This window comes from Pseudomonas sp. SST3 (assembly GCF_003325755.1).
Genome location: NZ_QORI02000003.1, coordinates 76,508 through 97,190, shown reverse-complemented (window position 1 = coordinate 97,190; position 20,683 = coordinate 76,508). Strand labels below are relative to the sequence as shown.

Annotated in this window: 25 protein-coding genes and 1 pseudogene; 15 read left to right on the top strand and 11 right to left on the bottom strand. The window is 59.6% G+C overall.

Annotated elements, in window-relative coordinates; translation table 11 throughout:
- Positions 1-9: 9 nt before the first annotated feature.
- Positions 10-177 carry a hypothetical protein gene (locus DQ405_RS04080; protein ID WP_168423065.1) on the bottom strand — a complete coding sequence of 56 codons (168 nt, stop codon included), beginning with the start codon at positions 175-177 and terminating at the stop codon, positions 10-12.
- On the opposite strand from DQ405_RS04080, the gene ftsB reads away from it, so the two are divergent.
- Together ftsB and ispD are read left to right on the top strand one after the other, a co-directional pair.
- On the top strand, positions 176-454 hold the full coding sequence (gene ftsB / locus DQ405_RS04075) for a cell division protein FtsB (protein WP_168423202.1): 279 nt from the start codon (positions 176-178) through the stop codon (positions 452-454). The two genes, DQ405_RS04080 and ftsB, sit on opposite strands and share 2 nt — an antisense overlap.
- Before the next feature lie 8 nt (positions 455-462).
- Positions 463-1,155: a 2-C-methyl-D-erythritol 4-phosphate cytidylyltransferase gene (gene ispD / locus DQ405_RS04070; RefSeq protein WP_168423064.1), complete on the top strand. Its 693-nt coding sequence runs from the start codon at positions 463-465 to the stop codon at positions 1,153-1,155.
- 77 nt (positions 1,156-1,232) lie between these two features.
- On the opposite strand, the gene DQ405_RS04065 is transcribed toward ispD, so the two are convergent.
- The 3 genes and pseudogenes from DQ405_RS04065 to DQ405_RS04055 all read right to left on the bottom strand — a co-directional run bounded on the left by DQ405_RS04065 (position 1,233) and on the right by DQ405_RS04055 (position 3,827).
- Positions 1,233-2,399, bottom strand: coding sequence for a baeRF3 domain-containing protein (locus DQ405_RS04065; protein WP_168423063.1), 1,167 nt, complete (start codon positions 2,397-2,399; stop codon positions 1,233-1,235).
- 92 nt (positions 2,400-2,491) lie between these two features.
- A pseudogene (gene hpf / locus DQ405_RS04060) lies at positions 2,492-2,794 on the bottom strand (ribosome hibernation-promoting factor, HPF/YfiA family); the annotation flags it as partial.
- Positions 2,795-2,927: 133 nt separating this feature from the next.
- Entirely contained in the window at positions 2,928-3,827 is a 900-nt protein-coding gene (locus tag DQ405_RS04055; protein ID WP_168423061.1) for a LysR substrate-binding domain-containing protein, read from the bottom strand.
- A 149-nt stretch (positions 3,828-3,976) separates the two neighbouring features.
- Between DQ405_RS04055 and DQ405_RS04050 the strand changes: the two genes are divergently transcribed.
- Entirely contained in the window at positions 3,977-5,092 is a 1,116-nt protein-coding gene (locus tag DQ405_RS04050) for an S-(hydroxymethyl)glutathione dehydrogenase/class III alcohol dehydrogenase (protein WP_168423060.1), read from the top strand.
- A gap of 87 nt (positions 5,093-5,179) precedes the next feature.
- Entirely contained in the window at positions 5,180-6,025 is an 846-nt protein-coding gene (gene fghA / locus DQ405_RS04045) for an S-formylglutathione hydrolase (RefSeq protein ID WP_168423059.1), read from the top strand.
- Between the two features lie 172 nt (positions 6,026-6,197).
- Here the strand turns inward: fghA and DQ405_RS04040 are convergent, their stop codons facing one another.
- Together DQ405_RS04040 and DQ405_RS04035 are read right to left on the bottom strand one after the other, a co-directional pair.
- Positions 6,198-7,247, bottom strand: coding sequence for an alkene reductase (locus DQ405_RS04040; RefSeq protein ID WP_168423058.1), 1,050 nt, complete (start codon positions 7,245-7,247; stop codon positions 6,198-6,200).
- A gap of 40 nt (positions 7,248-7,287) precedes the next feature.
- Positions 7,288-7,590 (bottom strand): ArsR/SmtB family transcription factor, encoded by a 303-nt coding sequence (locus tag DQ405_RS04035; protein WP_168423057.1) that lies wholly within the window; start codon positions 7,588-7,590, stop codon positions 7,288-7,290.
- Between the two features lie 190 nt (positions 7,591-7,780).
- Here DQ405_RS04035 and ispF point away from each other — a divergent pair, with 190 nt between their 5' ends.
- The 8 genes from ispF (at position 7,781) to DQ405_RS03995 (ending at position 14,384) form a co-directional block, all read left to right on the top strand.
- Positions 7,781-8,254, top strand: coding sequence for a 2-C-methyl-D-erythritol 2,4-cyclodiphosphate synthase (ispF, locus tag DQ405_RS04030; protein WP_168423056.1), 474 nt, complete (start codon positions 7,781-7,783; stop codon positions 8,252-8,254).
- Positions 8,251-9,291: a tRNA pseudouridine(13) synthase TruD gene (gene truD / locus DQ405_RS04025; protein WP_168423055.1), complete on the top strand. Its 1,041-nt coding sequence runs from the start codon at positions 8,251-8,253 to the stop codon at positions 9,289-9,291. The genes ispF and truD overlap by 4 nt, the downstream gene beginning before the upstream one ends.
- Positions 9,291-10,040: a 5'/3'-nucleotidase SurE gene (surE, locus tag DQ405_RS04020; RefSeq protein ID WP_168423054.1), complete on the top strand. Its 750-nt coding sequence runs from the start codon at positions 9,291-9,293 to the stop codon at positions 10,038-10,040. Before truD ends, surE begins: the two co-directional genes overlap by 1 nt.
- 41 nt (positions 10,041-10,081) lie before the next feature.
- Positions 10,082-10,717, top strand: a complete 636-nt coding sequence (locus DQ405_RS04015) for a protein-L-isoaspartate(D-aspartate) O-methyltransferase (RefSeq protein WP_168423201.1) — start codon at positions 10,082-10,084, stop codon at positions 10,715-10,717.
- A gap of 17 nt (positions 10,718-10,734) precedes the next feature.
- The gene (locus DQ405_RS04010; protein WP_168423053.1) at positions 10,735-11,670 is read left to right on the top strand and encodes a DUF368 domain-containing protein; all 936 of its coding nucleotides are present in this window, start codon (positions 10,735-10,737) and stop codon (positions 11,668-11,670) included.
- A gap of 26 nt (positions 11,671-11,696) precedes the next feature.
- Positions 11,697-12,539: a peptidoglycan DD-metalloendopeptidase family protein gene (locus tag DQ405_RS04005; RefSeq protein WP_446730860.1), complete on the top strand. Its 843-nt coding sequence runs from the start codon at positions 11,697-11,699 to the stop codon at positions 12,537-12,539.
- Positions 12,540-12,637: 98 nt separating this feature from the next.
- Positions 12,638-13,636 carry an RNA polymerase sigma factor RpoS gene (gene rpoS / locus DQ405_RS04000; protein WP_168423052.1) on the top strand — a complete coding sequence of 333 codons (999 nt, stop codon included), beginning with the start codon at positions 12,638-12,640 and terminating at the stop codon, positions 13,634-13,636.
- A gap of 601 nt (positions 13,637-14,237) precedes the next feature.
- A complete protein-coding gene (locus DQ405_RS03995; protein ID WP_168422980.1) occupies positions 14,238-14,384 on the top strand; it encodes a hypothetical protein in 147 nt (48 codons plus the stop codon).
- A 22-nt stretch (positions 14,385-14,406) separates the two neighbouring features.
- On the opposite strand, the gene DQ405_RS27405 is transcribed toward DQ405_RS03995, so the two are convergent.
- Both DQ405_RS27405 and DQ405_RS27400 read right to left on the bottom strand, forming a co-directional pair.
- The gene (locus DQ405_RS27405) at positions 14,407-14,823 is read right to left on the bottom strand and encodes an NUDIX hydrolase (RefSeq protein ID WP_168423051.1); all 417 of its coding nucleotides are present in this window, start codon (positions 14,821-14,823) and stop codon (positions 14,407-14,409) included.
- Positions 14,805-15,242, bottom strand: coding sequence for a GNAT family N-acetyltransferase (locus tag DQ405_RS27400; RefSeq protein ID WP_168423050.1), 438 nt, complete (start codon positions 15,240-15,242; stop codon positions 14,805-14,807). The genes DQ405_RS27405 and DQ405_RS27400 overlap by 19 nt, the downstream gene beginning before the upstream one ends.
- A 162-nt stretch (positions 15,243-15,404) precedes the next feature.
- Between DQ405_RS27400 and DQ405_RS03980 the strand changes: the two genes are divergently transcribed.
- Positions 15,405-17,345, top strand: coding sequence for a sodium:solute symporter family protein (locus tag DQ405_RS03980; protein WP_168423049.1), 1,941 nt, complete (start codon positions 15,405-15,407; stop codon positions 17,343-17,345).
- Positions 17,346-17,593: 248 nt separating this feature from the next.
- Complete coding sequence (locus DQ405_RS03975) at positions 17,594-18,109, top strand: hypothetical protein (RefSeq protein ID WP_168423048.1); 516 nt, start codon at positions 17,594-17,596, stop codon at positions 18,107-18,109.
- 87 nt (positions 18,110-18,196) lie between these two features.
- Here DQ405_RS03975 and DQ405_RS03970 read toward each other — a convergent pair whose 3' ends face one another.
- The 3 genes from DQ405_RS03970 to DQ405_RS03960 form a co-directional block, all read right to left on the bottom strand.
- Positions 18,197-18,988 (bottom strand): SIR2 family protein, encoded by a 792-nt coding sequence (locus DQ405_RS03970; protein ID WP_168423047.1) that lies wholly within the window; start codon positions 18,986-18,988, stop codon positions 18,197-18,199.
- 12 nt (positions 18,989-19,000) lie between these two features.
- Entirely contained in the window at positions 19,001-19,549 is a 549-nt protein-coding gene (locus DQ405_RS03965) for a non-canonical purine NTP pyrophosphatase (protein ID WP_168423046.1), read from the bottom strand.
- 124 nt (positions 19,550-19,673) lie between these two features.
- Entirely contained in the window at positions 19,674-20,111 is a 438-nt protein-coding gene (locus DQ405_RS03960; RefSeq protein WP_168423045.1) for a group II truncated hemoglobin, read from the bottom strand.
- A 123-nt stretch (positions 20,112-20,234) separates the two neighbouring features.
- Here DQ405_RS03960 and DQ405_RS03955 point away from each other — a divergent pair, with 123 nt between their 5' ends.
- Complete coding sequence (locus DQ405_RS03955) at positions 20,235-20,666, top strand: universal stress protein (RefSeq protein WP_168423044.1); 432 nt, start codon at positions 20,235-20,237, stop codon at positions 20,664-20,666.
- The last annotated feature ends 17 nt before the right edge of the window (positions 20,667-20,683 follow it).

Here is a 20,683-nt window from a genome sequence, read left to right as displayed (position 1 = left end):
CCAGGCATGCTAGAAAGGGGCGGCGGTAGTCGCCCTTTTTTGTGGATAAGCGTCGGCGCTGTTAAGGTCGCCACAGACATCCGGCGAATCAGCCAGCAGGAACAACCGAAGCATGTTGTTGACCGCCGCGTATACGCCTTCAATAGAAACCAACCGAATTCGCTTCATGCCTTCCATGCGCAGTCCTCACTGGTTGTTCGTCGTTCTGATCCTGCTGCTGGGTGGCCTGCAGTATCGCCTGTGGGTGGGCGAGGGAAGTCTCGCTCAGGTCAGTGGGTTGAACAAACAGATTGCTGAGCAAAGGGGCGAGAACCAGCGCCTTCTCGAGCGCAACCGGATTCTCGAAGCCGAAGTCATGGAGCTCAAACAGGGCATGGAGACCGTCGAGGAACGTGCTCGTCATGAGCTCGGTATGGTCAAAGAGGGCGAGACTCTCTACCAGCTCACCGAGTGAGCGTGGCTATGCTCCCTTCATTCTGGGTCGTCATTCCGGCTGCTGGTATCGGCAGCCGCATGCAGGCCGATCGACCCAAGCAGTACCTGCTTCTAGCCGGCAAAACCATTATCGAACATACCCTCGACTGCTTTCTCGATCACTCGGGGCTGCAGGGGCTGGTGGTGAGTTTGGCCGCTGGAGATCCCTACTGGCCTGAACTAGGTTGCGCCAACGACCCGCGTGTTCGGCGTGCCGATGGCGGTGCCGAGCGCGCCGATTCGGTGCTCGCTGGGCTGATCCGGCTATCAGAACTGGGCGCGCGAAAAGACGATTGGGTGTTGGTGCACGATGCGGCGCGGCCCAATCTTTCTCGTGCAGACCTAGACCGACTGTTGGTCGAATTGATGGACGATCAGGTCGGTGGTCTGCTCGCGGTGCCTGCTCGGGACACGCTCAAGCGAGCTGATCCCGAGGGTCGCGTTCAGGAAACCATCGATCGCAGTGTGATCTGGCAGGCATTCACTCCGCAGATGTTTCGTCTCGGAGCCTTGCGCGATGCGCTTGCTGACGCGCTCGCGGCGGGCGCGGCCATTACCGATGAAGCGTCGGCAATGGAGTGGGCGGGGCATAATCCAAGGCTGATCGAGGGGCGTGCGGATAACCTGAAAGTGACTCGCCCGGAAGACTTGCAATGGCTGGAGCAGCGCCGGCGGTCCTGACGGCAGGCGCTGTGTTGCGTGGCCAGATCAAGGCGGGAGATCCGGTGCGTTGCTCCCGCCAGGTCGTTGCTGATTGACTAGTAGCGATAGATCGCAGCGGCGCCGCTCTGGGTTGGCATGCGTTCGGTGGGCACCGAGATTACCTCGCCGCCTTGCTCTAGGGTCCAGATAGTCAATTCATCGAGCAGATCGGGCGTCGTCGCCGAACCGTCATCGACCGCCATCGCTTTGCCCTGCTGCTTATTCGCTACACCTGGAATTTGCCGTTCGGCTTCCACCAGCAGCGTCGCTACGCGTCCTTCGATCGTCGCCTGGCCGATCTGCTCCAGCTGGTCGGTGGCGAGGCCCTGGCCACGCGATTCTCCGTATTGGTTGATGAAGCCTTCGAGGCGCTTGATATAGCGCGGCTGCATGACCAGCCAGCTCTTTTCTCGTAGCTCATCGTGACTGAGTAGCGATGCATCGTTCTCGATGCCCTCCGGCAACAGGAACTCGTTGTGGCTGAGTTTGCGGAAATGGAACTGGTGTTCTGGAAGCGCTGCAAGAATCAAGGGCAGCCGGGACTTGCGGCTATGGTGCTCGAGAATGGCGCGGTCCACCTCTCGGAAGAATCGCTCGCGATCCCTGTCGATTTCATCCTGCCGGCCGGCGCCGCCGCTTTCCATCTGCATCGGGTCGCCCCGCTCGCTGGCTCGACTGAAGCCCTGAGGGAAACCGGTCTGGCCCTTTTCCGTCAGCTCGCGGCCAAGCGCTTCTTCAACGGTCTTCGGAACGCCATCGGCGAGCTGCACTTCGTCGATGCCGTCACGGTTGCCCTCGAACAGGCGTACCGAATCCAGGGTAATCGCGAGGATCTGGTAGCGGTCGGCGGACTGGGCGATACGCAGCAACGGCTTGAGATGCATTCGATCGTTGGCGACTGCCAGTTCCGGCACGCTGCGCTGCAGGCGGAACACTTCGAAATAATCGGCGGCGCCAAATACGGCAAGCCCGTCACGGTTAAAGTTCCAGAAATCGACGTCATCGATCAATGCGTAAAACGGCTTGAGAAGCGTCTTGGCCTGATCGGCACGGCCTTGCTGCTTAAGTGAATCCTCCAGTTCCCGCACCAGATGCTTGAAGCGGATAGGGTCTTGCTGGCGTTCGGGAAAGCTGCGATGGGTCGGCTGGTAAAGCGACAGGCAAGGGGCTTCGCGTTTTGCCAGCAGTTGGGACATGGTTTCACGATCGAGCAATCTGTTCATGCACGGCCTCACTGTAATCGGTTGATTCGGTCCCTCGTGGTATGGACGGCCTGGTTCGGCAGGTCGTTAGCGGGTCGCTGTCAGTGATGGTTGAGTTTATCCAGCGCATGCGCCAAAGCATGGCTGAGCTTCTCGGCGGCGCCGTCGATGGCGAGCGTCAGGGAGTCCGCCTTATGGGTCGTTGAGATCGGTTCGTGGCCTTTGACCCTGGCTTCCATCTGACAGCGCTTATCCTGAGGGCCGCTTTTTCCGCTGTTCTCGTCGTTGAGATGAACTTCGACCCGGGTCAGCTGATCATCGAAACGTTCCAGCTCACTCTCCACCGTTGCCTTTACGTGCTCCTCGAGGTTGCTGGTCACGTTGACGCTGTGATTGCTGTTCACCAGAATCTGCATGATGTCCTCCTGATTGAATCGCCGGGTAGCTCCAGGCAAATGGCAAAGGGCACCGGCTACAGGAATATCGACGTGGCCTTCATACGCGGGTTCCACCTGAGTTCGGCAGTCGGACGCGCGGCGCAGCTGCAATTCAATCGCATTGCCTGTGATACTCGGATCGTTTAGCAAGCCCTTCCTTAAGCGCCTGGATCAGAAGACGGACTTTCGGTAGCGGATAGCGGCGTTGCGGATAGACGGCCCAGACTGCCGTATTCGGTGGTTGGTTGGCTTCCAGTAGCGAAACCAGCTCACCTCGACGCAGCGGCTCCTGCACGTAGTAATCCGGCAGCTGGCAGAGGCCGAAACCACGAAGCGCGGCGTCGAGCACCGCCTGGCCGCTGTTACAGCGCCAGTTGCCGGAGGGTTTGAATGGCTGCTCGCGCCCATCTACCTGAAGCATCCAGGTGTCACCCGTGCCCACCAGGCAGTTATGCCGCGCCAGTTCCGACAGCGTATGCGGTCGCCCGTAGCGCTCGAGGTAAGCCGGCGCCGCGCAAAGATACATGGCTCGTGGAGCGATGCGCGTCGCGACCAGGCGTGACTCGCTGAGTCGGCCCAGACGTATCGCCAGATCGTAGCCCTCCTGAACCAGATCCAGGGTGCGGTTGGAGAGATCTATCTCGACTCGCAGCTGCGGGTGCTGCGCCATGAACTCGTTCACCAGCGGTACGATGAAACGCTCGCCATAGGCGACTGCTGCAGTCATGCGCAGCAGGCCGGTTGGCGCAGCGTGCAAATCGCTGATTGCGTGAAAGGCTTCGTCCCGCTCTTCGACGAGGCGCTGGCAGCGCGCCAGAAAGGTATGACCGGCCTCGGTCAGCGAGACACGTCGCGTAGTGCGGTAGAGCAGGCGGGCCTGTAGCCGCTCTTCGAGCCGCGCCACTTGCCGGCTGACGTGCGAGGAAGACACCCGCAGCTGCTCGGCGGCGCGCATGAAGTTTCCGCACTCGGCTACGGCGACAAACTCGTCCAGGCCTTCCCAGCGACTCACGATCCGCCTCCTCATGAAAAGCACGATTCGCCCCATGGCGAAGCACTGGATTATCCCTATGCAGCAACAATGTTTCCACAGAAGGCTCATTAAACCTATTAGCCAAGCAAACTACACTGCGTGGCACTTCAACGTCACGAGTAAAGCTGATGACTATCAAATCCCGCGCCGCAGTTGCCTTCGCCCCAAACCAGCCCTTGCAGGTCGTAGAAGTGGATGTCGAGCCGCCTAAGGCCGGCGAGGTATTGGTCCGCATCGTCGCCACAGGCGTCTGCCATACCGACGCTTACACGCTTTCCGGTGAAGACTCCGAAGGAGTATTTCCCTGTATTCTCGGTCATGAGGGCGGCGGTATCGTCGAGGCCGTGGGCGAGGGGGTGACCTCGTTGGCCGTTGGCGATCACGTGATCCCCCTGTACACCGCCGAGTGCCGTCAGTGCAAATTCTGCAAATCCGGTAAGACCAACCTCTGCAGCTCGGTGCGCGCCACCCAGGGCAAAGGCCTGATGCCGGATGGCACCACACGGTTCTCCTACAAAGGCGAGCCGATATACCACTACATGGGCACCTCGACCTTTTCCGAATACACCGTACTGCCAGAAGTCTCCGTGGCGAAGATTCCCAAGGAAGCGCCGTTGGACAAGGTCTGTCTGCTGGGTTGCGGCGTGACCACCGGCATCGGTGCGGTGCTTAACACTGCGAAGGTAGAAGAAGGTGCGACCGTGGCGATATTCGGCCTCGGCGGCATCGGTCTGGCGGCGATCATCGGCGCGAAGATGGCCAAGGCGAGCCGGATCATCGCCATCGACATCAACCCGTCCAAGTTCGCCATCGCCGAAGAGCTGGGAGCCACCGACTTCGTCAACCCGAAGGACCATGACAAGCCGATCCAGGAAGTTATCGTCGAGATGACCGATGGTGGTGTGGATTATTCCTTCGAGTGCGTTGGCAACGTCCAGCTGATGCGGGCTGCCCTGGAGTGTGCGCACAAGGGTTGGGGCGAGTCGGTGATCATTGGCGTCGCCGGCGCCGGTCAGGAAATCAGCACGCGCCCGTTCCAGCTGGTGACCGGCCGGGTCTGGCGTGGCAGTGCCTTCGGTGGCGTCAAGGGTCGTACCGAATTGCCGAGCTATGTAGAAAAGGCGCAAGCCGGTGAGATTCCGCTGGACACCTTCATCACGCACAACATGGGGCTGGATGAGATTAATCAGGCCTTTGACCTGATGCATGAAGGCAAGAGCATTCGGACCGTCATCCATTTCTGATAGCCGCAAGCGACACGTTCCAAGCTTCAAGTGGCCAGGCGTTGCTTGCCGCTTGTGGCTTGCTGCTTGGCGCTGCCCGGAGGGCCTATGAGTCTCGAGAATATTTCCTGCCAAAAGAGCTTCGGCGGTTGGCATAAGCGCTATCGACATCGCTCGACCAGTTTGAGCTGCGACATGGTCTTCGCGGTGTATCTGCCGCCCCAGGCCGAGCAGGGCGAGAAACTGCCGGTGCTGTACTGGCTGTCCGGCCTGACCTGTACCGACGAGAACTTCATGCAGAAAGCCGGCGCCCATCGATTGGCCGCCGAGCTTGGCTTGATCATCGTCGCGCCCGATACCAGTCCGCGTGGCCCAGACGTACCCGACGACCCCAATGCAGCCTATGATTTCGGCCTCGGTGCAGGGTTCTACCTCAACGCCACGCAAGAGCCCTGGGCCCAGCATTACCGCATGCACGACTATGTAGTGGATGAGTTGCCGGCGCTGATCGAGGCGAACTTTCCGGTATCGGACAAGCGAGGCATCAGTGGGCACTCCATGGGTGGGCATGGGGCTCTGGTTTGCGCGTTGAGAAACCCCGGGCGTTACCAGTCGCTTTCGGCGTTCGCGCCGATCACCAACCCGGCCGACTGCCCCTGGGGTGAAAAGGCCTTCTCCGGTTACCTCGGCGGTGATCGTTCACGCTGGCGGGAGTGGGACGCCTGTTCGCTGCTCGCCAAAGCGGAAGAGAAACTGCCGATCCTGGTAGATCAGGGCGATCGCGACGACTTCATGGCCAATCAGCTTAAGCCTGAAGCGCTCGAGGCGGCCGCCAAGGCCGCAGAGCACCCGCTGACGCTGCGCATTCAGCCTGGTTACGACCACAGCTACTACTTCATCAGCAGCTTTATCGATGACCATCTGCGACACCATGCGCAGGCGTTGAAAGTCTGAGAGCGGTGGCCTGTTTATAGGGGCCAGCAAGCTGGCGCCTGCAAGAGCGGGTTAAGGGTGGTTCTTCGAAGATTACGCACATGACAGTGCATCTGTCGGTGCTGATCCGAGACGGTTGAACCAAAAAAAGGCCCGACCGGAGCTTCCGGTCGGGCCTTTCCATCGCAAGGAGCTAGAGCGATGGATAATCGGTGTAGCCTTCGGCCCCTTTCGCGTAGAACAGCTCAGGGCGAGGGTCGTTGAGCGGCGCGTCCTGGCGTAGGCGCTGGACCAGATCCGGGTTGGCGATGTAGGGGATGCCGAAGGCCACGGCATCGGCCTTGCCTTCCGCCAGCCAGGTGTCCGCCTGGTCCTTGGTAAAGCGTTCATTGGCGATGTAGACGCCGCCGAAAATCTGCTTCAGTTGCGGACCGAGGCTGTCTTCGCCGGCCTTCTCGCGCGTGCAGATAAAGGCGATCCCACGCTTGCCCAGTTCACGGGCGACATAGCCAAAGGTCTCAGCGCGGTTTGAATCGCCCATGTCATGGGAATCGGCTCGCGGTGCCAGATGCACCCCAACACGGCCGGCGCCCCAGATGCTGATCGCGGCATCGGTTACTTCCAGCAGTAGACGCGCTCGGTTCTCCAGGGAGCCACCGTACTGGTCGGTTCGCTGGTTAGTGCTGTCCTGCAGGAACTGGTCGAGCAGGTAGCCATTGGCACCATGAATCTCGAGGCCGTCGAAACCGGCTTCACGCGCATTTTCGGCGCCTTTGCGATAGGCCTCGACGATGCCCGCGATTTCGTCGGTCTCCAGCGCGCGCGGCGTTTCGTAGCTCTTCATCGGGCGAACCAGGCTGACGTGTCCGGCTGGTTTGATGGCGCTCGGTGCGACTGGAAGCTGGCCGTCGAGGTAGATCGGATCGGAAATCCGGCCGACATGCCAGAGTTGCAGAACTATCTTGCCGCCTTTGGCATGTACCGCGTCGGTAACCTTCTTCCAGCCTTGGACTTGCTCGGAAGACCAGATGCCTGGCGTGTCCGGATAGCCGACACCCATCGGCGTGACCGAGGTGGCTTCGCTGATGATCAGGCCGGCATCGGCGCGCTGGGCGTAGTACTCGGCGATCAGGTCACCGGGCACGCGGCCTGGCTCGGCGCGGCAGCGCGTCAGGGGGGCCATGATGATGCGGTTGGCCAGTTCGAATTCGCCGATCTTGATCGGGTCGAAAAGTGTGGGCATAGCGATGCTGCTCCTGTTTCAGTACGGGGCGGTAAGACGCTCAAAGTTGCTCGGCGAGACGAGCCAGAAAGGTGGCGATGACCGGCTCGTTGCGCTTGAAGAAATGCCACTGACCGACCTTGCGATTGGTGATCAGCCCAGCCCTTTGCAAGGTCGCCAGGTGCGCCGAGACGGTCGATTGCGACAGCCCGGCGCGTTGGTCGATCTGTCCGGCACAAACGCCGTTTTCCAACGAATGGTGCTGCTCGGGAAAATAGCGCTGCGGCTCTTTCAGCCACTGCAGGATTTCCCGGCGCAGGGGATGGGCAAGTGCCTTGATGATGTCGTCGAGTTCGTCGGGCATGGTTCGTCTGTTTCGGCATATCGCGATGGGGCGAACTATATATCGGGATTTTCCGATGCATGATCGAATCGGTTGATGGTGCCCATTACCGGTATCGATCCTTCGAAAAGCATGTTGGCTGCCATCTGGCTTCAACCTGCCGCCGCGTCCTGTAGAATCCCGAGCTGATCTTTTTCAGGGTATTCAGACTATGCGTATCGGCCACGGCTATGACGTGCACCGCTTCGGCGAGGGCGAGTTCGTTACCCTCGGCGGGGTGCGGATTCCTCACAGGTTCGGTCTGCTGGCTCATTCGGACGGCGACGTGGTGCTGCATGCCTTGAGCGATGCGCTGCTCGGCGCCGCGGCGCTGGGAGACATCGGCAAGCACTTCCCGGATACCGACCCGCAATTCAAGGGCGCCGACAGCCGGGCGCTGCTGCGGCACGTGCTCAAGCAGGTGCAGGGCAAGGGCTGGAAGGTCGGTAATGTTGATGCCACGATCGTCGCGCAGGCGCCGAAAATGGCTCCCCACATCGAAACGATGCGCGGGCATATCGCTGAAGACCTGCAAGTCGATCTGGATCAGGTCAACGTCAAAGCCACTACTACCGAGAAGCTTGGCTTCGCCGGGCGTGAAGAAGGCATCGCCGTGCATGCCGTCGCGCTGCTGGTCAAGGCATGACGGAAGATCAGTTGCTTGGCCCCAGGGCCCATGGCGGACCCTGTGGCACTGCAGTTCTCAAGGCGGTCGCCGAGGATTTCCAGGTCGACGAGGTATTGAATATTCCCTTGTCCGGCACCGGTGAGCACCTCTGGCTCTGGGTAGAAAAGCGCAACCTCAATACCGAGGAGGCGGCCCGCAGGATCGCCCGAGCGGCCGGCGTGCCGGCACGGAATATCAGCTATGCCGGCTTGAAGGATCGTCAGGCGCTGACCCGCCAGTGGTTCAGTCTGCATCTGCCTGGCAAGGCCGATCCGCAGCTGGACAGGGCCGAAGACGAAACGCTGAAGATCCTCAGTGCGGGTCGCCATCAGCGCAAGCTGCAGCGCGGTGCCCATTCGGCCAACGGTTTCACCCTGCGCCTGACCGAGCTACGGGCGGATCGAACAGCGCTGGATGCTCGCCTCGAACGAATCAGGACCCACGGCGTGCCCAACTATTTCGGCCTGCAACGGTTTGGCTTCGAGGGCGGCAATGTCCATGGCGCACGTGAATATGCCGCGCGCCAGGAACTGCCGGTTCAACGCAATCTGCGCTCGCGTTTGCTCTCGGCGGGGCGCAGCTATCTGTTCAACCGGCTCCTGGCCGAGCGGGTTGCTGCGGGTAGCTGGGATCAGGCGCAGGTCGGCGATCTGCTGGCATTCACCGATAGCCGCAGTTTTTTTCCGGCCGGCGAAGCCGAGTGCAACGATCCACGGCTGGCGGTGCTCGATCTGCACCCGACCGGCCCGCTATGGGGCGCTGGGGACTCACCCGCAGCCGGCGTAATACGGGCGGCGGAGACGGCTATCGCCGAAGCGGAACCGTCAATCGCCAAATGGCTCGCAGAAGCCGGCATGAAGCATGAACGGCGCATTCTTCGCCTCCCCATCGGCGGCTTGTCGTGGCATTATCCCGAGCCTGACATTCTGCAACTTGAATTCGTCCTGCCGACCGGATGCTTCGCCACTGCTGTGGTGCGCGAGCTGGTCAGCCTGGCAGGGCAGACGGACATCTGATGCGTATTTTGATCGCCAACGACGACGGGGTGTATGCACCTGGGCTCGCCGCGCTTTATGACGCGCTGGCGGATTACGCCGAGTGCAAGGTAGTTGCCCCTATCCAGGATATGAGCGGCGCTAGTAGTTCGCTGACGCTGGATCGCCCGCTTCATCCTACGACCATGCCGAATGGTTTCATCGGTGTGAACGGTACGCCTACCGATTGCGTTCACCTGGGAATCAACGGGCTGCTCGACGAGGCGCCCGACATGGTGGTTTCCGGCATCAATATGGGCGCCAACCTGGGGGACGACGTGCTGTATTCCGGTACCGTGGCGGCGGCCATCGAGGGGCGCTTCACCGGCAAGCCCGCCTTTGCCTTCTCGTTGGTCTCCCGGCTGCCCGACAATCTGCCGACGGCCGCCTATGTGGCGCGCAAGCTGATTGAGCACCAAGAGACGCTCGACTTGCCGCCTCGCACCGTGCTCAGTGTCAACGTACCCAACCTGCCGTTGGATCACATCCGCGGCATTCAACTGACCCGGCTCGGGCATCGCAGCCGGGCCAAGCCGCCAGTCAAGCAGGCGAACCCGCGGGGCAAAGAAGGCTATTGGATTTCGGTCGCCGGTGACGTCGAGGACGGTGGGCCGGGGACCGATTTCCATGCGGTGATGCAGGGCTACGTGTCGATCACTCCATTGCAGCTCGATCGGACCTTCCATGAGGCGTTCAAGGGGCTCGATAACTGGCTGGAGGGCGTGCTTTGAACCATCGCGGACAAGATGACCTGCTGCGCCATGGCACCGGCATGACTTCGCAGCGCACTCGTGACCGCCTGATCCAGCGGCTGTACGAGGAGGGCCTGTCGGATCCTCGGGTGCTCGAAGTCATCAGGCGAACGCCGCGCCATCTCTTCGTCGACGAGGCACTGTCGCATCGCGCCTATGAAGACACCGCATTGCCCATCGGCCACAACCAGACCATTTCGCAGCCATTCATGGTTGCTCGCATGAGCGAGTTATTGCTGGCCGATGGACCGCTGGACAAGGTGCTGGAGATCGGCACAGGTTCCGGTTATCAGACCGCCGTGCTGGCGCAACTGGTCGAGCGGGTGTTTTCAGTCGAGCGCATCCAGGCGCTGCAGGACCGGGCAAAAGAGCGTCTGGTCGAACTCAGGTTGCGTAATGTGGTCTTTCGCTGGGGTGATGGCTGGGAAGGGTGGCCTGCATTGGCTCCCTACAACGGCATCATCGTTACCGCGGCGGCAGCTGACGTGCCACAGGCCCTGCTCGATCAACTGGCACCCGGCGGGCGGCTGGTTATTCCGGTGGGGGTTGGCGAAGTCCAGCAGCTGATGCTGATCGTTCGTGAGGAAGATGGTTTTTCCCGCCATCTGCTGGATACCGTACGCTTCGTGCCGCTGCTCAATGGACCTGTAGTTTGATCTCAGCGGAAGGAAGCATGAAAAACGCGTTGATGTTGTACGCCAAGGGCATGGCCATGGGCGCAGCGGATGTGGTTCCTGGCGTGTCGGGCGGAACGGTGGCCTTTATTACCGGTATCTATGATGAACTGTTGCGCTCCATCGGCGCTGTGCCGAGCGCGATAGGTCCGTTGCTACGCGGCCGTGTGGCCGAGGCGTGGCGCATCGCCAACGCAAATTTTCTGCTGGTTCTGTTTGCTGGCATCCTCACCAGCGTGCTCAGCCTGGCCAAGCTGATCACCTATCTGCTGGAACAGCATCCTATTCCGGTCTGGTCTTTCTTCTTCGGTTTGATCCTGGTTTCCGTGCACCTGATCGGCAAGGAGATCCAGCGACGCAACCTGTCTCGCCTGGCCTGTCTTTGTCTAGGTATCGGTTTTGCTTATTGGATCACCGTCGCCGCGCCCGTGCAGTGGAGCGCGAGCGGCATCAGCCTGTTCTTTGCCGGAGCCATCGCGATTTGCGCAATGATTCTGCCAGGTATATCCGGCAGCTTTATTCTGGTGCTGCTTGGTTTATACCCGGTCGTCCTCGGGGCCGTTAAGGCCTTGGATCTAGGGATCATGCTGACCTTTGCGGCGGGTTGTCTGGTCGGCCTGCTGAGTTTCGCCCGGCTGCTGAGCTGGGTGTTGCGTCGCTGGCGTGACCTGACGCTGGCCTTCCTGACCGGACTGATGCTGGGCTCGCTGAACAAGGTATGGCCGTGGAAGGAAACTCTGACCTGGCGAATCGATTCCCATGGCGAACGGGTACCTCTGATCGAGCAAAACCTGCTGCCCGGTGCCTATGGCGATCTGACAGGACAAGACCCCCAACTGGCGCTGGCCATCGTGCTGGCGATTGCCGGCATCTTCCTGGTGCTCGGACTCGAATGGTTCGCCGGCCGGCGACAGCCGTTGGCGGAAACAGTCTGAACAGCCTTGTCGAAAGGGAGCGAGCAGTGAAGCTCACAGCCAGCATACGATGGATATTTATCTCGTCCGTCCGTTGCGCGCTTGCCGCAATGCTCGCGGGCGCTTTGCTCGCCGGCTGTGCCAGCCCGCCATCCGGCGGCGTGCATGTGGTCGATCGCAACAGCCGCGACCGGGTTACCAGCGGGCAGTACATCGTTCGACGCGGTGACTCCCTGTGGTCGATCGCCTTTCGCTTTGGTTGGGATTGGCGAGACCTGGCGCGCGTCAACAACATCCCACCGCCGCATGTGATCTACCCCGGCCAGACGATTCGCTTCACCCGGCAGGTACCGAGGGCAGTCACCGCTCGTCCGACGCCACCCCCCGCTCCACCAGCCACGACTACGCCACCGGTCGTTGCGACGCCGGTACCCACTCCGCCACCGCTGACCAAGCCCGGCGTAGCGGCCTCCAAGGCCCCGGCAGCGAAGACTCCGGTCAAGCCGGTGACGCGTTCCGCGAGCGGCTGGGCCTGGCCTGCAGGGGGAACGGTCATCGGTCGGTTTTCCTCAAACGGCAGTTTGAATAAAGGCATTGATATCGCCGGGGAATTAGGACAGCCTGTTTTAGCTGCTTCTGATGGGGCTGTTGTGTACGCCGGCAGTGGTTTACGGGGTTACGGCGAACTTGTGATCATCAAGCACAGCGATACCTATGTAAGTGCCTACGGCCACAACCGCAGGCTGCTGGTTCAGGAGGGTCAACAAGTCAAAGCTGGGCAGACCATTGCCGAGATGGGATCGACTGGAACCGACCGGGTGAAGCTGCATTTCGAGATTCGCCGCCAAGGCAAGCCTGTTGATCCTATGCAATACCTGCCAAAGCGTTGATTTGCCACTACCTGTTCCGGCACTAGGAGGGGCTTGAGCGTTACCAGGGAGTGCGTGCCGCCCGAGCCTGTTGTCGAACTCAGAACAGGAAAACAATAATGGCTCTCAAAAAAGAAGTGCCGGAGTTTGACGTAGACGATGCCGTTCTACTCATGGAACCATCCGCGGCCGCTGATCCAGTCAGCGATATATCCCGCGCCGGTTCAACGGGCACCCGATCCAAGACCGCAACCGCCAAGCAACACAAGTTCATTGATTACACCCGGGCGCTGGACGCCACTCAGCTGTACCTCAACGAAATCGGATTTTCTCCCCTCCTGACACCTGAGCAAGAAGTGCACTACGCACGTCTGGCGCAAAAGGGCGATCCGGCGGGGCGCAAGCGCATGATCGAAAGTAACCTGCGGCTGGTGGTTAAGATTGCCCGACGCTACGTCAACCGTGGGCTGTCTTTGCTGGATCTGGTCGAGGAGGGCAATCTCGGGCTGATACGGGCTGTGGAAAAATTCGACCCCGAGCGCGGTTTCCGTTTTTCCACCTACGCGACCTGGTGGATTCGGCAGACCATCGAGCGGGCGATCATGAATCAGACCCGCACGATCCGCCTGCCGATACACGTGGTCAAAGAGCTGAACGTCTACCTCCGTGCGGCGCGTGAATTGACTCAGAAGCTCGACCACGAGCCCAGCCCCGAGGAAATCGCCAATCTGCTTGAGAAGCCGGTGGCCGAGGTCAAACGGATGCTGGGGTTGAACGAGCGTGTGACCTCGGTGGATGTGTCCCTGGGGCCAGATACCGACAAGACTTTGCTCGATACCCTCACCGATGACCGGCCGAGCGATCCCTGCGATCTCTTGCTCGACGATGACCTGTCGGAGAGCATTGATCAGTGGTTATCCGATCTGACCGAGAAGCAGCGCGAAGTAGTCATCCGGCGCTTCGGTCTACGTGGCCATGAAAGCTGCACCCTGGAGGAGGTCGGTCAGGAGATCGGGCTAACCCGTGAGCGGGTGCGGCAGATTCAGGTCGAGGCGCTCAAGCGCCTGCGCGAGATACTCGAGCGTAACGGCCTGTCGAGCGAATCCCTGTTTCGCTGATGCCCGGCGCCCTTTACTGCAAGGAAGGGGCGCCACTCCCTTTTTCTCGATCAGCTTTTCCTGAGGCTCAGGCTCAGGCTCAGGCTCAGGCTCTGCTGTGCCGCCTTCTGATTGCGGCGCTTGGGCGGGCCATCGATAGGGTTAACTCTTGCTCTCTCATTTTTCCTTCGAAGCTCGAATGCATGTAAGCATTTGCTTACATGCGCTGTAAGCAAAGCTTGAACAACTGCCCAAGACGATCGCCTTTTCGAGAGGTTGTCTTCCATAACCATTTGTTAATGAAGGAATTTATAAAATAGAAACATAAAGACCCAGAGCGCCATCATGCATTTTCCCGGCTTGCTGTGGTCGCCCAAAGCCTTAATATCGCACCTGTGCTTAAGGACAAGCACAGCCGGCATGGAAGTCGGTCGGGAACAGCCACTGGATGTGGTTCATCAGGACGATGAGCAGGAAATAAAAGGAAGTAGGGAAGGAGGCGGGCGGGGCTTAAGCCCCGCCCCTTTTTTTGCCTGCAATTTGAGTAATCGTCGAGCTGCTTGCCGAACGACTGCTCTGCTGGATGGCCTAACGTTCGTGACACAACTCAGAGGAGTTCATCATGAACGGTAACGACCCGAATGCACCTATCCAACCGGGGCAGGATCAGGAAGATCAGATCAAACGCCGTCCAGACGAGGCTGATGAGGATCACCTGGACGAGGCGCTCGAAGAGACTTTCCCGGCAAGTGACCCCATTTCCCCGTAGCCCGACCGGCTCTGATAGCGTTTCAACCTTCGGCGGCTAGCCGCCGAAGTAACGCAGGGAGCACCTGTTCATGCAGCAATGGGGCCAGATGATCCTGCTGTTGCGTATTCAGTTCCAGCCAGGCAAGCGCCTCGATTTCCGCTTGAGCTTTCACCTCGCCTGCCAGGCGACCCATGAAGACATCCGCTTCGACCCAATGATCCGGCTCATTGGCCGCACGCGACTTGAAATGCCCGAGCAGTTGCAGCTGCGAACTCTCAATCCTTAGACCAATCTCCTCATGAAGCTCGCGGCTGAGCGCCTGCCGTGGCGTCTCTCCGACTTCAAGCTTGCCGCCGGGCAACATGAATAGGCTCGTGCCGCGTTTGCGCACGACCAACAGCCTGCCGGCTCCGTCGAGCAGACAGGCTGTGGCGATTCTCAGAACGGTAGGGGACATACGGCTCTCTTGTTCTCGTGCCATAGCGCCACGAGCGTCTTGTTTCGGTTGTAGCGCTGCAGGCGGGCCGCTAACGACTCCGGCAGCGTGGCAGGTTCGCTGAAGCCCAGCCGTTGGTAAAAAAGGATCAGCTTCGGCTCACAGAACAGCCAGACAGCTCCTTCGCCAGCGGCTAGTGCCCGCCCCACCAAACGCGTTGCCAGACCTTGGTTGCGCTGATTCGGCGCGACCAGCAATCCGGTTAGCCAGCGGCCCTCGGCGATACGGGCCACGCAGAGTCCCGCAGCGATTTCGGTATTTTCCGCGACCCAGCAACATGCTCCGGCCGGCACCCGCATATGGCTGCGGTGGGCTCGGTAGAACTTGTTGAGAAGAGGCCGGCATTCGACCGGTAGCTGACGCAGATGGAATTCGGGCATGAGCGATACCTGACGGCGCGCCGCGCATGGTAACTGATCTGGCCGCAGCTGCGTTCGTAGGCGGCGATGGGGTGCTTTCGCCCGTTCATCCGAACGCTGCAATCTTTGGCCGTTGCGCAGGTTCTCAGCTAGAACAGCCCTTCCAACAAAGGACAAAACAATATGTTGGATCTACTGATAGTGGTGGCTTTCATCCTATACGGTCTGGGTTCCGGTCTGCGCGCACGCGGCAAGGCCTCTCAGAGTCTCGATGAGTATTTTCTTGCGGGCAGGACCATAAAGGGCTGGAAGGCTGGTTTTTCCATGGGCGCGACCCAGTTCGCCGCTGATACGCCACTTTTGGTGACCGGTCTGGTTGCGACGGCAGGCATCTTCGCGCTCTGGCGACTGTGGATCTATGGTCTTGCATTTTTGCTGATGGCGTTCGTGTTTGCGGTGGGCTGGCGCCGCGCCGGAGTGTTGACCGATGCCGAGCTGACTCGTGTGCGCTATAGCGGCAAGGGCGTCACGCCGTTGCGTTTACTCAAGGCCATCTACTACGGCACAGTGATCAATTGCGTTGTGCTCGCCATGGTGCTGGTAGCCGCTATTCGCATCGCCGAGGTATTTCTGCCCTGGCATCTATGGCTGCCCGCCGGTCTGTACGAACCGATCGTGGGGTTCATCGCCAGCACAGGAATCCAACTCGGCGAGAGTATCACTGGGCTGGAGCCGGCGATGATGAGCGCCAACAACCTCATATCGATCCTGCTGATCCTTGCGTTTACCGCAATGTATTCAATCACCGGAGGGCTGCGGGCGGTGGTGCAGACGGATGTCGTGCAGTTCAGTCTGGCCATGATCGGCACGCTGCTCTATGCCTGGTTCGTCGTCGATGCGGCCGGCGGTCTGGGCGGACTGACCGATCGCATCGTCGAACTCTACGGTGTCGATCAGGCCAGCAAAATGCTCTCGTTCGCGCCTCCTGCGAACGCTGGGGAAGCGCTGATGCCCTTTCTCGTGATCGTTGGTTTGCAATGGTTCTTCCAGATGAACTCCGACGGCACCGGCTATCTTGCGCAACGCAGCATGGCCTGCCCGACTGACCGCGACGCCAGGATCGCCGGGCTGGTGTTTGCCTGGCTGCAAATTTTCCTGCGCAGTTTGTTCTGGATGGCGATTGCGGTCGGGCTATTGGTGCTTTACCCGTTCACGCCTGCCGAGATGGCTGGCGATGGTTTTACCGCCGGACGGGAAGCATTATTCGTGCAGGGCATCGAGGACCTGTTGCCTCCGGGTGTGCGCGGGCTGATGCTGGTTGGCCTGCTGGCAGCCTTGGCCTCGACAGTCGATACACATCTCAACTGGGGCGCATCCTACTGGAGCAACGATGTGTATGGCGGCGTGTTTGCGCCGCATGTACTCAAACGCAAGCCAAGGGACCGGGAACTGGTGGTCGTGGCACGGTTGTCAAACGTGCTGATTCTTGCGATTGCGATGATCATTATGGCCAACCTGGGCTCGATCCAGACGGCCTGGTTCATTTCCCTTCTATTCGGCGCGGGCATGGGGTCGGTGCTGGTACTGCGCTGGCTCTGGGAGCGTATCAATCTATATTCCGAGCTGACCGCAATGGGCGCCTCGCTGATCACCGCTCCTCTGCTGCTCTACTATCTGGGGACCGATCCGGAAGGCGAGTGGATACGCCTTGGCATAATGGCGCTGGTTACCACCTCGGCAGCCATTCTGGTTACCTTCATCACGCCAGCAACCGACGATGCCACGCTAAAGCGCTTCTACCGCCGTGTGCGACCGTTCGGCTTCTGGCGGCACGCCGCGATGCTCAACGGCATAGGCGCGGCGGTATCAATCAAAGCGCTCGGCAGCCGTCTGTTTGCCGTAGCCGTGACAGCGGTTTCGCTTTTTTCGCTGCTGGTTGGTGTGGGCCGCTTGTTGTTCCCTCCACCGGGCGGTAGCTCAACCATCAGCTGGGTGTGTCTGGCGGTGGGCTTGTTATTGATACCGATATGGTTGCGGATCGCGATGGGGCGAGACTTCGATACGGATCCTGAAGACGAGCTGTTGCCGGAGCAGGCAGGGACCAGCCAAGGTAGTTCTGCCTGATTATTCGGAAGGGAGCCGTTTCGCTGGTTATTTAGTAGCAAAGATCCGGTTTATGCGCTGCATCCTTGCGATCCAATACTTCGTGTTGGAGCTAACTAGCGAAGCGGTATTCGAATAAAAAGTCTTTTGAAAATAAGCGATTGCTCGATATACCTAAAATAAAGTGAACAGTATCGGCGTGCTCCGGTCACTACTAATGCGCATCGCGTAAGTTGCGTATTCCGCCAGTAAGAACAAGAGGTGTTGTCATGAACAAACTTTTCAAAACTTCCCTCCTGGTCGCCGCCATGCTTCCCGCGTTTGCAGTTGCCGCTCCGGTGGCAGGCGACCGCGAAGTAACGTTGGGCGGTGCGGGCAGTAGTGACAAGGACTTCGACGATACAGTGTTCTCTCTACAGGGTAGTTGGGGCACCTATCTGGACGAGTCCTCGATGTGGGGCGTCCGGCAAACAGTCAATGCCCGTGATTCAGAGGGCGAGAGTGTGCAGTTCGACGGTTCCACCCGCGTGTTCTATGACTACCATTTCGGTAGCGGCAATACCCGTCCGTTTGTGGGGCTCAGTGTCGGCGGCATCTATGGCGAGGAGGTCGATGAGACCTTCATGGCGGGGCCGGAAGTCGGTCTGAAGTACTGGGTGCAGGACAAGACGTTCATCACCGCGATGGCGGAATATCAGTTCCTGTTCAAGAGTGGAAGCGATGCGCGTGATCGCTACGATGATGGGGCTTTCTTCTACAGCGTTGGCATCGGCTACAACTACTGAGGCCAGGAAGTGCGATGTCCAATGGCATCGCACTTATTTGCGCTTCGCCTGATTGGCTAGATGTCGCGCAACAGCGAAAGCGGCTGATCAGTCCTCCACGAGTTCCTTTAGAAAGTTCTGCAGCGCCAGTCCTGGCTCATCATCTTCTGATGTAATCATTCGAATACCCCATTGGCTGAGGATTTCTTCCTGAACCGGGTTTGGTTTGTGTGAAAAGACATACGAGATCGGTCGGACCCCAAGGGTCTCGTGTTCATTCCACATTTTCGAGAGCTTGTAGAACAACAACCGAATATTGGTATCGGAGAGGCTGTAACCGATAAACAGTACCGCTTTACTCAACGTATCGGCGCGCAACTTGATATCAAGCGGCGTTTCGAACTGCAGCCGCTCGTAATAGCTGGTTTCGTCTAGCACGATCGAGTCGTCATCATCAAAATCACCATGAAACTTGACGATCTGCCGGACGCCGTCGCGGGCTTTTACCAGATCGCTGGCATTGGCGATCTTGATGTAGCTGACGCCGTGCGCGTCATGGGCATTTTCCAGCCAGCGATCGTAGTTGGTCGTGTAGATGGCGGGGAAGCGTCCCTGCACGATCAACCGGTGAATTTCCGAATCGCGAATTTCGATATCTCTGTGCCACTCGCGGTCCATCCAGCTGCGCAGTGGTCCGATGTTGCCCTTCTTGATGCGGTAATACTCTGCGAGCGAGAGGAAATTGCCGTAGGTATCGAAAACGTCAGGGTCGTAATCGAGCTGTAGCGCAATCTCGTCGATCAAGTTGCGCCACGGTGGCAGTCCGATGTTGGCCGATACGCCAGAGCCCACGAAAAGAATCAGGCGGTTGTGCCGGTACGCCTCCAAAAGCTTCTGCATCGACTACCTCTCTCAGGCCCCACGGAGGTGTGTGACGAAGGCCTCCAGGGCCCGTTTGCGCATGGACAAATCATTATGGATGCCCCCTAGCTCGGCGAAGGTGCAGGAGTAGCCGTCGGGAATGAATACATTGTCCCACTCGAAGCCTTCATCGCCCGCCGGCTCGCGAGAAATCCGGCCGGCGACCTCGCCCTCGAAAAAATGCCGCTTGCGGCCATCACAGTAGCCGATCAGGGTGCGTGCTACTGCCGTGGGATCGTCCAGGCTGCCGATCAGCTCGGAGAAGCGCACCGCGTGTAGGCGGTCCCAGAAGACTTGCGTAAGGCCGCCGGGGAAGCCGTTCAGGCTATTGATAAACAGGCCGGAATGCTCGACGAATACCGGTTTGCCGATCAGCTTGAAAGCATCCAACAGTTTTTCGCTGACCAGCTGATGCAGGTCTTCGGTCTGGGTCTCGACGATGCGCACCGGGAAATTGATGATCTCGATGCCGCTCTTCGCGAGAAACTCACCTGCATCGCGAATCTTCTGCTCGTTGACCGAGGCAAAGCGGATCTTCATGGGACTCACCTGACTGCGCTGTTCGAACCGAGGATCGCAGGGCGCGCATCGTGCCCCCGCAATGGGTATGACGCAGCGATCAGCTCAGGGTTCGGCCGCTCAGCCCATGGTGAGCCGAACCAGACTAGTGTGGGTGCGCCGGGCAGGCCCGTTGTCCTGCTTGGAGAATACGTTCCGCCGGCACGCGCAGCTGCGCCAACAGGTAGTTGGCGAAGTCCGCCGGATAGCGCTGCCTGGCAATGGCTTGAGCCATGCATTCGAGCCAGGCGTCTCGCTCGGCCTCTCCCACTTTCCAGCGCGTGTGGAATTGCGGAATGCTGATGCTGCCGAACTTCTCAGCGTAGCGGCGAGGTCCGCCCAGCCAGCCACAGAGAAAGGCCACCAGCCGTTCGCGCGATTTGCAAAGGTCTTGCGGATACAGCTGTCGCACGCAAGCGGCAGCTTCGGTCTCGTCCATGATCCGATAGAAGTCTGCGACCAGACGTTCGATGCCTGTCTCGCCTCCAGCTGCCTGAAATGAGGCATCAGCGATGCCATACGGAACTGCGCTAAATGTATTCATGAGCTGGCCTTGAAATGGAGGCGTTTTACAAAGTATTGATCCAGAGCAACCGATCCGATCCTGGCGATCGGACGTGGTTGGGTGTTGGTCTATGCTGTATCCAACAATCGACGGAGACCCTCAATGCGCAATATTCTTCTAGCTTACGACGGTTCGGACAATGCCAAACGAGCACTGCAATACATCATCGATTTCGCCGCCGACGCACCTAAGCGGCTTCAGGTACATGTGTTGAACGTGCAGCAGGAACCGGTGCTATACGGCGAATTCGTCACTGCAAACGCGGTTGAAGAGCTGAACAAGAGCTTCCTCGATAAATCGCATCGGACAATCGAAGAAGCCGCTACAGCGCTGCAAACGGCCGGAGTCGCGCATCAGTCCCACGCGATTCTGGGTAACGTGGCGGAGCAGGTGAACGCTGCGGTGCAGCAATTCGGCTGTGACACCGTGGTGATGGGTACGCGTGGGCTCGGGAGTTTCACCGGCATGCTGCTCGGTTCGGTTGCCAATCGGGTGGTTCATGAGGTTTCGGTACCGGTACTGCTGGTGAAGTAACCGGCACCGAGGCGACC